10 protein-coding genes and 4 tRNA genes are annotated in these 13795 nt (G+C 62.5%); 5 read left to right on the forward strand and 9 right to left on the reverse strand.

Annotated features, from left to right (window positions below; translation table 11 throughout):
• Nucleotides 1-35: 35 nt before the first annotated feature.
• The 4 genes from MF4836_RS13970 to MF4836_RS13985 form a co-directional block, all read right to left on the reverse strand.
• A tRNA-Asp gene (locus tag MF4836_RS13970) sits at nt 36-112 on the reverse strand.
• A gap of 19 nt (nt 113-131) precedes the next feature.
• A tRNA-Val gene (locus tag MF4836_RS13975) sits at nt 132-207 on the reverse strand.
• 187 nt (nt 208-394) lie between these two features.
• Nucleotides 395-471, reverse strand: a tRNA-Asp gene (locus MF4836_RS13980).
• A gap of 19 nt (nt 472-490) precedes the next feature.
• Nucleotides 491-566 (reverse strand) — tRNA-Val (locus MF4836_RS13985).
• A 160-nt stretch (nt 567-726) separates the two neighbouring features.
• Here MF4836_RS13985 and rdgC point away from each other — a divergent pair.
• From rdgC to sugE, 3 genes are all read left to right on the forward strand, one after another.
• Nucleotides 727-1647 carry a recombination-associated protein RdgC gene (gene rdgC, locus MF4836_RS13990; RefSeq protein WP_020295578.1) on the forward strand — a complete coding sequence of 307 codons (921 nt, stop codon included), beginning with the start codon at nt 727-729 and terminating at the stop codon, nt 1645-1647.
• A gap of 107 nt (nt 1648-1754) precedes the next feature.
• On the forward strand, nt 1755-2720 hold the full coding sequence (locus MF4836_RS13995; protein WP_078470779.1) for a bile acid:sodium symporter family protein: 966 nt from the start codon (nt 1755-1757) through the stop codon (nt 2718-2720).
• Between the two features lie 117 nt (nt 2721-2837).
• Nucleotides 2838-3155 carry a quaternary ammonium compound efflux SMR transporter SugE gene (gene sugE / locus MF4836_RS14000; protein ID WP_020295580.1) on the forward strand — a complete coding sequence of 106 codons (318 nt, stop codon included), beginning with the start codon at nt 2838-2840 and terminating at the stop codon, nt 3153-3155.
• 66 nt (nt 3156-3221) lie between these two features.
• Here the strand turns inward: sugE and MF4836_RS14005 are convergent, their stop codons facing one another.
• From MF4836_RS14005 to MF4836_RS14020, 4 genes are all read right to left on the reverse strand, one after another.
• Nucleotides 3222-5102: an MFS transporter gene (locus tag MF4836_RS14005; RefSeq protein ID WP_078470780.1), complete on the reverse strand. Its 1881-nt coding sequence runs from the start codon at nt 5100-5102 to the stop codon at nt 3222-3224.
• 85 nt (nt 5103-5187) lie between these two features.
• A complete protein-coding gene (locus MF4836_RS14010) occupies nt 5188-6339 on the reverse strand; it encodes a TDT family transporter (protein ID WP_078470781.1) in 1152 nt (383 codons plus the stop codon).
• 105 nt (nt 6340-6444) lie between these two features.
• Nucleotides 6445-6774 carry a cupin gene (locus MF4836_RS14015; RefSeq protein ID WP_078470782.1) on the reverse strand — a complete coding sequence of 110 codons (330 nt, stop codon included), beginning with the start codon at nt 6772-6774 and terminating at the stop codon, nt 6445-6447.
• A gap of 75 nt (nt 6775-6849) precedes the next feature.
• Nucleotides 6850-8055, reverse strand: a complete 1206-nt coding sequence (locus MF4836_RS14020; RefSeq protein ID WP_078470783.1) for an MFS transporter — start codon at nt 8053-8055, stop codon at nt 6850-6852.
• Nucleotides 8056-8146: 91 nt separating this feature from the next.
• Here MF4836_RS14020 and MF4836_RS14025 point away from each other — a divergent pair, with 91 nt between their 5' ends.
• A complete protein-coding gene (locus MF4836_RS14025; protein WP_078470784.1) occupies nt 8147-8689 on the forward strand; it encodes a TetR/AcrR family transcriptional regulator in 543 nt (180 codons plus the stop codon).
• Between the two features lie 189 nt (nt 8690-8878).
• Entirely contained in the window at nt 8879-12349 is a 3471-nt protein-coding gene (locus tag MF4836_RS14030; RefSeq protein WP_078470785.1) for a hybrid sensor histidine kinase/response regulator, read from the forward strand.
• A gap of 48 nt (nt 12350-12397) precedes the next feature.
• Here MF4836_RS14030 and rmuC read toward each other — a convergent pair whose 3' ends face one another.
• The gene (gene rmuC / locus MF4836_RS14035) at nt 12398-13765 is read right to left on the reverse strand and encodes a DNA recombination protein RmuC (protein WP_178102950.1); all 1368 of its coding nucleotides are present in this window, start codon (nt 13763-13765) and stop codon (nt 12398-12400) included.
• Nucleotides 13766-13795: the final 30 nt, after the last annotated feature.

The raw sequence follows: 13795 nt of genomic DNA on the forward strand, positions 1-13795 counted from the left end.
CTTCCAAGCGTTCAAGGGGCTTGGAGACTGAATAATGGCGCAGCGGACGGGACTCGAACCCGCGACCCCCGGCGTGACAGGCCGGTATTCTAACCGACTGAACTACCGCTGCGCGTAGCGTTGAAAGTAAGTGGTGGGTGATGACGGGATCGAACCGCCGACCCTCTGCTTGTAAGGCAGATGCTCTCCCAGCTGAGCTAATCACCCTTTACCTTCGTTGCGGGGCGCATTCTCTCACAAAAATTCATAACGTGCTGATTTAAATAAACAATTTATTAAAAAAAGCAGAAATAATTGCAAGATAACGGGCACCCGCAAAATACAGGCACAAAAAAACCCGCGTTAGCGGGCTTTCCGTGGTGACCTGGCGTTCAGCGTTCCAGGTAACCGAATATGGCGCAGCGGACGGGACTCGAACCCGCGACCCCCGGCGTGACAGGCCGGTATTCTAACCGACTGAACTACCGCTGCGCGTAACACTTGAAGCGAATGGTGGGTGATGACGGGATCGAACCGCCGACCCTCTGCTTGTAAGGCAGATGCTCTCCCAGCTGAGCTAATCACCCTTCACTTTCGGTGTGGCGCGCATTCTACGGAGCGACCCGAACTCTGGCAAGCACTTTTTATAATAATTTTTTCATGCCTTCCAAAGGCTTAGCGAAGGGTTGGCCTGAGCAGCCGCGAAGAGAATAATGCCCTCCTTTGTATAAAGGAGAGATTCACCCCATGTGGTTCAAAAACCTGCTTATCTATCGCCTGACCCAAGATCTGCCCTTTGATGCTGAGGCGCTGGAAACCGCACTGGCCACCAAACTGGCGCGTCCATGTGCAAGCCAGGAGTTGACCACCTACGGTTTCGTCGCGCCGTTCGGCAAAGGCGAAGATGCGCCCCTGGTCCACGTCAGCCAGGATTTCCTGCTGGTTGCCGCGCGCAAGGAAGAACGCATCCTGCCTGGCAGCGTCGTACGCGACGCCCTGAAGGAAAAGGTCGAAGAGATCGAAGCCGAACAAATGCGCAAGGTCTATAAAAAGGAGCGCGACCAGATCAAGGATGAAATCATCCAGGCTTTCCTGCCCCGCGCCTTTATTCGTCGTTCCTCGACCTTTGCCGCCATCGCGCCGAAACAGGGCCTGATCCTGGTCAACTCGGCCAGCCCGAAACGCGCTGAAGACCTGCTCTCCACCCTGCGCGAAGTGCTCGGCACCCTGCCGGTACGTCCGCTGACCGTCAAGACTGCACCGACCGCGATCATGACCGACTGGGTCAAGACCCAGGAAACCGCGGCCGACTTCTTCGTGCTCGACGAGTGCGAGCTGCGCGACACCCATGAAGATGGCGGCATCGTGCGCTGCAAGCGCCAGGACCTGACCAGCGAAGAGATCCAGCTGCACCTGAGCACTGGCAAAGTGGTCACCCAGCTGTCCCTGGCCTGGCAGGACAAGCTGTCCTTCATGCTCGACGACAAAATGACCGTCAAGCGCCTGAAGTTCGAAGACCTGCTGCAAGACCAGGCAGAACAGGACGGCGGCGAAGAAGCCCTCGGCCAGCTGGACGCCAGCTTCACCCTGATGATGCTGACCTTCGGCGAATTCCTGCCGGCACTGGTCGAAGCATTGGGTGGCGAAGAAATACCACAAGGCATCTGACCCTTGCGGGACCCGGCCTGGCCGCAGCCGCAACGCCGCAGCCAAGCCAGCTACTGTTTATAGACGCCACCGCCCGGGTGGCGTTTTCACATAATAAGGAACAGGCCATGCGTGCACTGGCTGCATTGAGTCGTTTTGTCGGCAATACCTTCGCTTACTGGGTGCTGATTTTCGCCGTGGTGGCGTTCCTGCAACCCGGCTGGTTCATCGGCCTCAAGGGCGCCATCGTGCCGCTGCTGGGCCTGGTGATGTTCGGCATGGGCCTGACCCTGAAGCTCGATGACTTCGCTGAGGTCGTACGCCATCCATGGCGGGTGGCGCTGGGGGTGGTCGCGCATTTCGTGATCATGCCGGGGGTGGCCTGGCTGCTGTGCCAGGTGTTCCATCTGCCCGCGGAAATCGCGGTCGGGGTGATCCTGGTGGGCTGCTGCCCGAGCGGCACCTCATCCAACGTAATGACCTGGCTGGCACGGGGCGACCTGGCGTTGTCCGTGGCCATCGCCGCCGTCACCACCCTCCTCGCCCCGGTGCTGACCCCGGCGCTGATCTGGATGCTGGCTTCAGCCTGGCTGCCGGTTTCGTTCATGGAGCTGTTCTGGTCGATCCTGCAGGTGGTGTTGCTGCCAATCGTGCTGGGCGTGGCGGCCCAGCGCCTGCTGGGTGATCGGGTGCGGCACGCGGTGGAGGTATTGCCCCTGGTGTCAGTGGTCAGCATCGTGATCATCGTGACCGCCGTGGTCGCCGCCAGTCAGGCGAAGATCGCCGAATCGGGCCTGCTGATCATGGCCGTGGTCATGCTGCACAACAGCTTCGGCTACCTGCTGGGCTACTTCACCGGCAAGCTGTTCAAACTGCCGCTGGCCCAGCGTAAATCCCTGGCACTGGAAGTCGGCATGCAGAACTCCGGCCTGGGCGCGGCGCTGGCCAGCGCGCACTTTTCACCCCTGGCGGCAGTGCCCAGCGCGCTGTTCAGTGTCTGGCACAATATTTCCGGAGCGCTGCTCTCGACCTATTTCCGCCGCATGAGTGAAAAGGAAGACCGCAAGCAGGCCGCGCAACCCACAGCCGAGTAAGCGCGGGCTTGATCGAGGGTTTATTAGTGGGCACTATACTGCGCATCGCGGGGACGACCTCGCGGCTCGATCGAGTTATCAATCTGGGGACGGCCCCATCAATCGATGGAGGTGTTCATGTCCTGGATCATTCTGTTTTTTGCCGGCCTGTTTGAAGTTGGCTGGGCCGTCGGCCTGAAATACACCGACGGCTTCAGCCGCCCGCTGCCCACCGCCCTGACCGTGATCGCCATGGCCATCAGCCTGGGCCTGCTGGGCCTGGCCATGAAGGAGTTGCCCCTGGGCACCGCCTATGCGATCTGGACCGGGGTCGGCGCAGTCGGCACGGTGATCGCCGGAATCATTCTGTTTGGTGAATCCATGGCCCTGGTCCGACTGCTGAGTGTCGGCCTGATCATCGCCGGGCTGGTCGGTCTGAAGGTCAGCGCCAGCTGACGGCAAGAAATCCGATGCCAATAAAAACGCCCGCAATCATGCGGGCGTTTTTTTGCCTGGCTGAAACTAGCGCACGCTGCCGCGCAACTGCCCCACCAGCGTCTGCAAGTGGGCCGGCTCGGCGGCCTCCACCGCCACCGGCGGACCGGCCACCAGGGTCACGTGCGACCAGAGCCGGCGAAACAGCCCCTTGCCCGGATCGCGGCTGAAGAAGCTGCCCCATAATCCTTGCAGCGCCAACGGAATCACGGGCACCGGAGTCTCCTGCAGAATCCGCGTCAAGCCACCCTTGAACTCATTGAGCTCGCCATCGGCGGTCAGTTTGCCTTCCGGGAAGATGCACACCAACTCACCGTCCTTCAGGTACTGGGCAATCCTTTTGAAGGCCTTTTCGTAAATCTGCAGGTCTTCGTGACGCCCGGCGATGGGAATGGTCCCGGCCGTGCGGAAGATAAAGTTCAGCACCGGCAGGTTGTAGATTTTGTAATACATCACAAAGCGAATCGGCCGACGCACCGCACCGCCGATCAACAAGGCATCGACGAACGAGACGTGGTTGCACACCAGCAGGGCGGCGCCTTCGTCGGGGATCAAGTCCAGGTTACGATGTTCGACGCGGTACATCGAGTGGCTCAGCAGCCAGATCATGAAGCGCATGCTGAACTCGGGCACGATCTTGAAGATGTAGCCGTTGACCAGAATGTTCAGCAGCGACACCACCAGGAACAAATGCGGGATCGACAGCTTGGCCACACTCAGCAACACGATGGAGACCAGCGCCGAGACCACCATGAACAAGGCATTGAGAATATTGTTGGCGGCAATCACCCGCGCCCGTTCCTTCTCCGGCGTGCGCGACTGGATCAAGGCGTACAGCGGCACGATATAGAAGCCACCGAACACACCGAGCCCGAGGATATCGAGCAACACCCACCAGCTCTGGCCAAACCCGAGCACCGCCAACCAGCTGTGCCCTTCAGGGTTGGCGCTCAGTGGAATGCCCCCCGAATGCCACCACAGCAACAGGCCGAAAATCGTCAAGCCCAGGGAGCCGAAAGGCACCAGGCCGATCTCGACTTTGCGCCCGGACAGCTTCTCGCACAGCATGGAACCGAGCGCGATACCCACCGAGAACACGGTCAGGATCAGCGTGACCACGGTCTCATCGCCGTGCATCCACTCCTTGGCGTAGGCCGGAATCTGCGTCAGGTAGATCGCCCCGACAAACCAGAACCAGGAGTTGCCGACAATCGAGCGCGACACTGCCGGCGTCTGCCCCAGGCCCAGGCGCAGGGTGGCCCAGGACTGGCTGAAGATATTCCAGTTCAGGCGCATTTCCGGGCTGGACGCAGCGGCCCGTGGAATGCTGCGACTGGCCAGATACCCCAGGACCGCGACGCCGATCATGGCCGTGGAGACGATGGGTGCGTAGTGCGCCGAGGACATCATGATCCCGGCGCCGATGGTCCCGGCCAGGATCGCCAGGAAGGTGCCCATTTCCACCAGGCCGTTGCCCCCCACCAGCTCTTCTTCACGCAGGGCCTGGGGCAGGATCGAATACTTCACCGGACCGAACAGCGCCGAGTGAGTGCCCATGGCGAACAGCGCCACCAGCATCAGCGACAGATGATCGAAGGCAAAGCCCACGGCGCCGACCACCATGATCGCGATTTCACCCAGTTTGATCAGACGGATCAGCGAGTCCTTGGCGAACTTTTCGCCAAACTGCCCGGCCAGCGCCGAAAACAGGAAGAACGGCAGAATGAACAACAAGGCACACAGGTTGACCCAGACCGAGCGATCGCCCTCGATGGTCAGCTTGTAGAGAATGGCAAGAATCAGCGACTGCTTGAAGATGTTGTCGTTGAATGCACCAAGGGACTGCGTGATGAAAAACGGCAAGAAGCGCCGCTTGCGGAGCAAGGTGAACTGCGAAGGGTGACTCATCTTCCATGTCCCTGAGTGGCGTGGATGCTGGTTATTGGAATGTCGATCTTTGATCCAGGCCACAACCTTACCTAATCCTGAGCAATTATTTCGCTAATCCTGCGATGCAGGGCGAAACAAACAGCTCGCCTTTATAGGCGCCTTGCACGGTGCGCTTGGCCACGATCAGCCACATGATCGCCAGTGCCAGCACCAGCACGCTGCCAAAGATACTGAAGAAGCTCAGGTTCAAGGTGCTTGCCAATTTCAGGGTGGCCAGCGCGTACACCCCCAAGGGAAAGGTAAAGCCCCACCACCCGAGGTTGAACGGGATGCCGGCACGCAGGTAGCGCCGAGTGATCAAGACCGCCATCAACATCCACCACAAGCCGAAGCCCCACAGCGTGATCCCGGCGACCAGCCCCAGCCCGGCTGCGATTTCGCCGATGCCCGGCAAGCCATTGGCGGCGAAGATCGCCGGCGCGTCGCTCCCCAGCAGCAACATGCCCAGGGCCCCGGTGCCGATCGGTCCGAGGGCCAGCCAGCTCGAGGCGGCCATGCTCTCGTGAGGCAATTTGTGCAAGGCCATGCGCAGCATGAGGATGGTCAGGATGCTGAAGGCCACGGGCAACGAAAACGCCCACAGCACGTAACTGGTCACCAGCACTACCCACTGCGAGTGCGCCTCAAGCAAATGGGGTGCAAGCAGGCCGCCACTGGCCGCCGCTACTTCCGCAGCCACCACCGGCAACAGCCAGACGGCCGTCATCTGGTCGATGCTGTGCTCCTGGCGGGTGAACATCATGTAGGGGATCAACACCCCGCAGGCCAGCGACAGGGCCACATCCAGCCACCACAAGACCTCGGCCAGCGACACCACGCCCTGGCCCCAGCGCGGTACGCCAAATAGCAGGAAGCCATTGATGATGGTCGCCAGCCCCATGGGAATGGTGCCGAAAAACATCGAGACCGTGGAATGGCCGAAGATCCGCCGCGCTTCATCGAAAAACAGCATCCAGCGCGCGGCATAGGCCGCGCTGAATAACAGAAACAGAAAAATGGTGAACCACCACAAGCCTTCGGCCAGCAGGTGCAAACCCGGGACTTGCAGCGGCAACTGGGCCAGGGCCAACGCCAGGACACCGGTGCCCATGGTGGCGGCGAACCAGTTGGGGGTGAATTGCCGAATGGCTTCCCGTGGGTGCTGCAACTGGCTCAGCGGACGGCGCTGGCTGGCGGGAGTTTTAGAGCATTGCATGGCGTGCCTCCTGTCCTCTGATGAGGTGGAGCCCATGATAGAAGCGAATCGAATATCTATATAACGGGTAATTTCTCTATCTGTTATCTACTTTGCAGATATAGATCAGACGCTGCCTTCGCTTTCGATCACCAGGATTCGCGCCACGCCTTGTGGATGGGCCACATGCTCGGTGCCGACATCCGCATAAAAGATATCGCCCACCTCCAACTGCACCGCCTTTTCAACGCCCGCCTCCCGGTAACGCATCTGCACGCAGCCATCGAGCACCACAAACACCTCCTGGCCATCGTTGATGTGCCATTTATAGGGCTGGTCGGTCCAGTGCAGGCGGGTGGTGATGCCGTTCATGGAGGCGATATCCAGCGCCGCCCAGGCACGCTCACCGGTGAAGGATTTGCTGCGAGTAATCTTGGTCACGGCGTGCTGCTCCATAACGGGGTCCATGCGCCCTGGCGCTTCAGGAACCCAAGGCTAACCCAAGGCGACAGGAAATCGGCGGCTGTTTTATCACCGGCCATTAGCGGTGCAGGCGTTGGCCGAACCTTGACGCACCAGAGCCAACAAGGCGCCGAGGGCCAGCATGATCAAGACCGCGCCATAGCCATCGGTGGTGGCGATCAGGCCGAAGGTCCGGGTCAGGTTGCCGGCCAACAGCGACGGCAGGCAGAACGCCAGGTAACTCAGGACATAAAACGCCGACATCAACCCCGCCCGCTCATGGGGCAAGGCCAGGGGCACCACACTGCGCAGCGCCCCGAGAAAGCCGGCGCCAAAGCCGCTGCCGGCCACCAGGGTGCCGAAGAAAAACAGCGCCAGGCTGGCGCTGTGCACCGCACACAGAATCAACATGACCCCGGCGGCCAGCAGCCCGGCGCCGAGGCGCAGCACCTTGTCGGCCGGGCGATTGCGCAGGGTGAAAATCATCAGCGCACCGCTCAGGGTCAAGACGGCAACCAGGCCGCCTCCTATCAGGTTCGAAGTGGACCCGGTGGCCGCCCGCACCAGGGAAGGCGCCAATGACAAGTAAAAACCGCCCATGGCCCAGACCGCTATATCCACCGGCAGCGCCAGCCACAAGGCCCGTCGCGCCTGGGGCGGCACATGCAGAGTCGGACGCAGCGAGGCCCAGGCGCCTGGCTGGGGGCTGACACTTTCCGGCAAGCGCCAGACGTACAACGCCTGCGCCACGAACAACAGCAACAGAATCCAGTAGGCCAACTGCAGCGGCAGCGGCGCGAACTCCACCAGCAACCCCGTGCCCATGGCGCCGCAGGCCATGCCCAGCAAGGGCGCCACGCTATTGACCAACGGCCCCTGCTGGCGATCCGTATCGAGCAGGGCCGCGCCCAGCACGCTGGTGGCCATGCCGGTGGCAAAGCCCTGCATCACCCGCGCAGCCACCAGCCACGCCACGCTGTGGCCATTGATAAACAGCAGCATCGCCAGAATATCCAGGAGCAAGGCAATAAAGATCACCGGCTTGCGCCCCAGGTAATCCGATAACGAACCCACCGTCAGCAAGGCGGCCAGCAGGCTCAGGGCATAGACGCCGAAAATCAGGGTCAGGGTGGCGGGGGAAAACCCCATGGCCTCCTGGTACAGGTGATACAGCGGGGTCGGCGCGCTGGAGGCAGCTAGGAAACTGAGCAAGGTGATAGCCAAAAACACCAGGCTGGGACGGTTTGACACCGGGGTGTCGGCAAGGCTGGACATGGGCACGCTCCGCTAAAGCTAATATTTTGCTTTTGCGCAGTGTGCTACTGGCTCGAGCTTAAAGCAAATTCTTTGTGTTAAGGTGCCGCCCATGGCTATTAAAGAAGGTTTACGCCCAGGCGGCCGCAGCGCCCGGGTTCAGGAATCCATCCACTCGGCAGTCCGCGAACTCCTGGAACAACAGGAGCGCGCGACCCTGACCGTGCCGCAGATCGCTGTACGCGCCGGGGTCACGCCGTCGACCATTTACCGGCGCTGGGGCGATTTGTCGGCGCTGCTGGCGGATGTCGCCCTGGCGCGCATGCAGCCGGACAGCGAGCCCGCCAACACCGGCAGCCTGCGCGGCGACCTGCGCGCCTGGGCCGAACAGTACCTGGATGAAATGAGCTCGGAGCCCGGGCGCAACATGATGCGTGACGTGCAGTGCAGCGCCACTCCCGGCTATTGCGTGACCATCCTCGGCGGCCAGTTGCAGATCATCCTCGCTCGCTACCCGTCTGCCGACACGCCGCCCAGCGTCGACCGCCTGCTTAACCTGGTGGTGGCGCCGACCGTATTCCGCATCCTGTTTTCAGCCACGCCGCTGACGGTTCCAGAGCTGCATGAACTGATCGAACTGGCGCTTGGGCAATAAGCTCGACGCCCGCTAGAAGCGCCACAAAACGCCACCTCCCCAGCCTGCCAGCCCATGCCGAAAATGGCTTGCAAGCCCTGCGACACCAGGCCACGCCAATACCATGGTCGACACTGACTAACCCCGGACATCGTGCGAGACTGTCGGGCCGGGCTGGAGTGCCCGGATGCCTTTTTGTCCGGAGTTCCCATGTCGCTGTCCAGCGGGCTGATCGCCGCCGTCGCCCTGGCCTATATGGCCATCATGTTCGCCATCGCCTTCTACGGCGACCGCCGCAGCGCGCCGTTGCCGCCGCGGGTGCGTGCCTGGGTGTACAGCCTGTCCCTGGCGGTGTACTGCACCAGCTGGACCTTCTTCGGCGCCGTGGGCCAGGCGGCGGAACAGCTCTGGTCATTCCTGCCGATCTACCTGGGGCCGATCCTGCTCCTGGTGCTGGCGCCCTGGGTCCTGCAAAAGATGGTGCTGATCAGCAAGCAGGAAAACATCACCTCAATCGCCGACTTCATTGCCGCACGTTATGGCAAATCCCAGTCCCTGGCGGTGGTGGTGGCGCTGATCTGCCTGGTCGGCGTCCTGCCTTACATCGCCTTGCAGCTCAAGGGCATCGTGCTCGGGGTCAACCTGCTGATCGGCGCCGGGGCCGATGCCATGGGCACTCGCGCGCAAGACACAGCACTGATCGTGTCGCTGATCCTGGCCTTGTTCACCATCGTCTTCGGCACCCGCAACCTCGACGCCACCGAGCACCACCGGGGCATGGTGCTGGCGATTGCCTTCGAATCCCTGGTCAAGCTATTTGCCTTCCTCGCCGTCGGTGCCTTCGTCACGTTCGGCCTCTATGACGGCTTCGACGACCTGTTCAACCAGGCCATGCTCGCCCCGCGTCTGGAGCAATACTGGAAAGAAACCATCAATTGGCCGTCGATGGTGGTCCAGACCGGTGTCGCGATGATGGCCATCATCTGCCTGCCCCGGCAGTTCCACGTCACCGTGGTGGAGAACATCGAACCCCAGGACCTGCGCCTGGCCAAGTGGGTGTTCCCGGCCTACCTGGCCCTGGCCGCGCTGTTTGTAGTGCCGATTGCCCTCGCCGGGCAGATGCTCCTGCCCAGCTCGGTGCTGCCCGACTCCTTCGTGATCAGCCTGCCCCTGGCCCAGGCCCACCCTGCCCTGGCCCTGCTGGCGTTTATCGGTGGCGCCTCGGCGGCCACCGGCATGGTGATCGTGGCCAGCGTCGCGCTGTCGACCATGGTCTCCAACGACATGCTGCTGCCCTGGCTGCTGCGGCGCAAAAACGCCGAGCGGCCGTTCGAAGTGTTTCGCCATTGGATGCTCTCGGTGCGCCGGGTCAGCATCGTCGTGATTTTGCTGCTGGCCTACGTCAGCTATCGCCTGCTGGGCTCTACCGCGAGCCTGGCGACCATCGGCCAGATCGCTTTTGCCGCCGTGACCCAACTGGCGCCAGCCATGCTCGGCGCGCTGTACTGGAAACAGGCCAATCGCCGTGGCGTGTTCGCCGGCCTGGCCGCCGGTACTTTCCTGTGGTTCTACACCCTGATCCTGCCGATTGCTGCCCACAGCCTGGGCTGGTCCCTGAGCAGCTTTCCAGGCCTGGCCTGGCTGCACAGCAACCCGCTGGGGCTGCCGATCACCCCGCTGACCCAGGGCGTGGTGCTGTCGCTGGCGGGCAACTTCACCCTGTTTGCCTGGGTCTCGGTGCTGTCGCGCACCCGGGTTTCCGAGCACTGGCAGGCCGGACGCTTTATCGGCCAGGAAATCAGCGGCCGCCCCAGTTCACGTTCGATGCTCTCGGTGCAGATCGATGACCTGCTGAAACTCGCGGCACGTTTTGTCGGTGAAGAACGCGCGCGCCAGAGCTTTATCCGCTTCGCCTACCGCCAGGGCAAAGGGTTCAACCCCAACCAGAATGCCGATGGCGAATGGATCGCCCACACCGAGCGCCTGCTGGCGGGTGTGCTCGGCGCCTCCTCGACTCGCGCGGTGGTCAAGGCCGCCATCGAGGGCCGGGAGATGCAGCTTGAAGACGTGGTGCGCATCGCCGATGAAGCCTCTGAGGTCTTGCAGTTCAACCGCGCGCTGCTGCAGGGCGCCATCGAGAACATCACCCAGGGCATCAGCGTGGTCGACCAGTCGCTGAAACTGGTGGCCTGGAACCGACGCTATCTGGAGCTGTTCAACTACCCGGAAGGGTTGATCAGCGTCGGCCGGCCGATCGCCGACATCATTCGCTACAACGCCGAGCGCGGCTTGTGCGGTGCAGGCGAGGCCGAAGTCCACGTGGCGCGGCGCCTGCACTGGATGCGCCAGGGCCGCGCCCACACGTCCGAACGGCTGTTCCCCAATGGCAGGGTCATCGAGCTGATCGGCAACCCGATGCCCGGTGGCGGTTTCGTCATGAGCTTCACCGACATCACCCCGTTCCGCGAAGCCGAGCAGGCGCTGACCGAGGCCAACGAAGGCCTGGAGCAGCGGGTTGCCGAACGCACCCACGAACTGTCGCAACTCAACGCCGCGCTGACGGAAGCCAAAGGCACCGCCGAGTCGGCCAACCAATCCAAGACACGCTTCCTGGCGGCCGTCAGTCATGACCTGATGCAGCCGCTGAACGCCGCTCGCCTGTTCTCCGCCGCTCTGTCTCACCAGGACGACGGCCTGTCCACCGAAGCCCAGCAACTGGTGCAACACCTGGACAGCTCGCTGCGCTCCGCCGAAGACCTGATCAGTGACCTGCTGGACATCTCGCGCCTGGAAAACGGCAAGATCACTCCCGACCGCAAGCCGTTCGTACTCAACGAACTGTTCGACACCCTCGGCGCCGAATTCAAGGCCCTGGCTCAGGAACAAGGCCTGAAATTCCGCCTGCGCGGCAGCCGCCTGCGGGTGGACAGCGATATCAAGCTCTTGCGGCGCATCCTGCAGAACTTCCTGACCAACGCTTTCCGCTATGCCAAGGGCCCGGTGCTACTGGGCGTGCGCCGTCGCGGCGATCAACTGTGCCTGGAGGTATGGGACCGCGGCCCGGGGATTCCACAGGACAAGCAGCAAGTGATTTTCGAGGAGTTCAAACGCCTCGACAGCCACCAGACCCGCGCCGAAAAAGGCCTGGGGCTGGGGCTGGCGATCGCCGATGGCCTGTGCCGGGTGCTCAACCATGGCCTGCAAGTCAGATCCTGGCCGGGCCAGGGCAGCGTGTTCAGCGTCAGCGTGCCCCTGGCGCGTACTCCTGCCGCCGCACCCGGCAAGACCGCCGAGCCCAACGGCACGCTGCCCAGCGGCGCCCAGGTGCTGTGCATCGACAATGAAGACAGCATCCTGATTGGCATGAACAGCCTGCTCAGCCGCTGGGGCTGCCAGGTGTGGACCGCGCGCAACCGCGAAGAATGCGCCGCGCTGCTCAGCGATGGCGTTCGACCGCAACTGGCCCTGGTCGACTATCACCTGGACGACGGCGAAACCGGAACCGAGCTCATGGCGTGGCTGCGTACCCAGCTTGGCGAGCCGGTGCCCGGGGTGGTGATCAGCGCGGACGGCCGCCCGGAGATGGTGGCCGAGGTGCATGCAGCGGGCCTCGACTACCTGGCCAAGCCGGTGAAGCCGGCCGCCTTGAGAGCCCTGCTCAGCCGCCACCTGCCGCTCTGAACCAGAGCGCCTCGGGGTCAGACCCGGCCCAGGACGATGCGCGTGGGGTTACTCGGGCAGTTCGAGCAACTCGCCATTGGCGTCGGTCATTGCCCGCTCCAGCAGGTCGGCCGGCAGGCTCTTGCTGGCACGGGCGCCGAGCAGCTTGAGTTGTTCGCTGCGGCTGACGAGGTTGCCGCGCCCTTCTGTAAGTTTGTTTCGCGCCGCACTGTAGGCCTTGTCCAGTTGCTGCAGACGATTGCCGACTTCATCCAGATCCTGAATAAACAGCACGAACTTGTCGTACAGCCACCCGGCCCGCTCGGCAATTTCCCGGGCGTTCTGGCTTTGCCGCTCCTGCTTCCACAGGCTGTCGATCACTCGCAGGGTGGCCAGCAAGGTGGTCGGGCTGACAATCACGATATTGCGGTCAAAGGCTTCCTGGAACAGATTCGGCTCGGCCTGCAGGGCTGCGGAAAAAGCCGCTTCGATCGGCACGAACAGCAGCACGAAATCCAGGCTGTGCAGCCCTTCAAGGCGCTTGTAATCCTTGCCGGCCAAGCCTTTGACGTGATTGCGCAAGGACAGTACGTGCTGCTTGAGCGCCGCCTGGCCAATCACCTCGTCATCGGCGACGACGTACTGCTGATAGGCGGTCAGGCTGACCTTGGAATCCACCACCACTTGCTTGTCGCCCGGCAACATGATCAGCACATCGGGCTGGAAGCGCTCGCCGTCCGGGCCCTTGAGGCTGACCTGGGTCTGATACTCGCGGCCCTTTTCCAGCCCGGCGTGCTCCAGCACGCGTTCCAGAATCAGCTCGCCCCAGTTGCCCTGGGTTTTCTGGCCCTTGAGGGCGCGGGTCAGGTTGGTCGCCTCGTCGCTCAGGCGCAGGTTCAACTGCTGCAGGCGCTCCAGCTCCTTGGCCAGGGAGAAACGCTCGCGGGCCTCGGCCTGGTAACTTTCCTCGACCCGCTTCTCGAACGACTGGATGCGTTCCTTCAATGGGTCGAGCAACTGCCCGAGGCGCTGCTGGCTGTTCTCGGCAAAGCGCTGCTCGCGCTCATCGAAGATTTTCCCGGCCAGCTCGGCAAATTGCGCCCGCAGTTCATCTCGCGAGCCCTGCAAATCGCTCAGGCGCTGTTGATGGCTTTCCTGTTGTTCCCGCAGTTCGGCATGCAGCGAGGCAGCCTGGGCATCCAGCCGGCGCAGCTCGGCCTCTTTGCCGGCACGTTCGAGGTTCCAGGCGTGGGCCGCGTCACGGGCGTTGTCGCGCTCGATCTGCAACAGCTCGACCTCACGGCGCACTGCCGCCAGATCGGCCTGCTTGGCGCCGTTGGCCTGGCTCAGGTCACTGATTTCGTCGCGACAGGCATCCAGTTGCGCCGCCAGGCCCTCCTGGGCCAGTTGCGCAGTGGCCAGGCGCTCTTCGAGCAACGACAGTTCAGTCTGACGGCTGCTGGCACG

Source organism: Pseudomonas sp. MF4836 (assembly GCF_002018875.1).
Taxonomy (GTDB): Bacteria; Pseudomonadota; Gammaproteobacteria; order Pseudomonadales; family Pseudomonadaceae; genus Aquipseudomonas.

Bases quoted from the DNA above. Each gene is read 5' to 3' on its own strand.
- rdgC (WP_020295578.1), top strand. From the start codon at position 727: ATGTGGTTCAAAAACCTGCTTATCTATCGCCTGACCCAAGATCTGCCC.
- MF4836_RS13995 (WP_078470779.1), top strand. From the start codon at position 1,755: ATGCGTGCACTGGCTGCATTGAGTCGTTTTGTCGGCAATACCTTCGCT.
- sugE (WP_020295580.1), top strand. From the start codon at position 2,838: ATGTCCTGGATCATTCTGTTTTTTGCCGGCCTGTTTGAAGTTGGCTGG.
- MF4836_RS14005 (WP_078470780.1), bottom strand. From the start codon at position 5,102: ATGAGTCACCCTTCGCAGTTCACCTTGCTCCGCAAGCGGCGCTTCTTG.
- MF4836_RS14010 (WP_078470781.1), bottom strand. From the start codon at position 6,339: ATGCAATGCTCTAAAACTCCCGCCAGCCAGCGCCGTCCGCTGAGCCAG.
- MF4836_RS14015 (WP_078470782.1), bottom strand. From the start codon at position 6,774: ATGGAGCAGCACGCCGTGACCAAGATTACTCGCAGCAAATCCTTCACC.
- MF4836_RS14020 (WP_078470783.1), bottom strand. From the start codon at position 8,055: ATGTCCAGCCTTGCCGACACCCCGGTGTCAAACCGTCCCAGCCTGGTG.
- MF4836_RS14025 (WP_078470784.1), top strand. From the start codon at position 8,147: ATGGCTATTAAAGAAGGTTTACGCCCAGGCGGCCGCAGCGCCCGGGTT.
- MF4836_RS14030 (WP_078470785.1), top strand. From the start codon at position 8,879: ATGTCGCTGTCCAGCGGGCTGATCGCCGCCGTCGCCCTGGCCTATATG.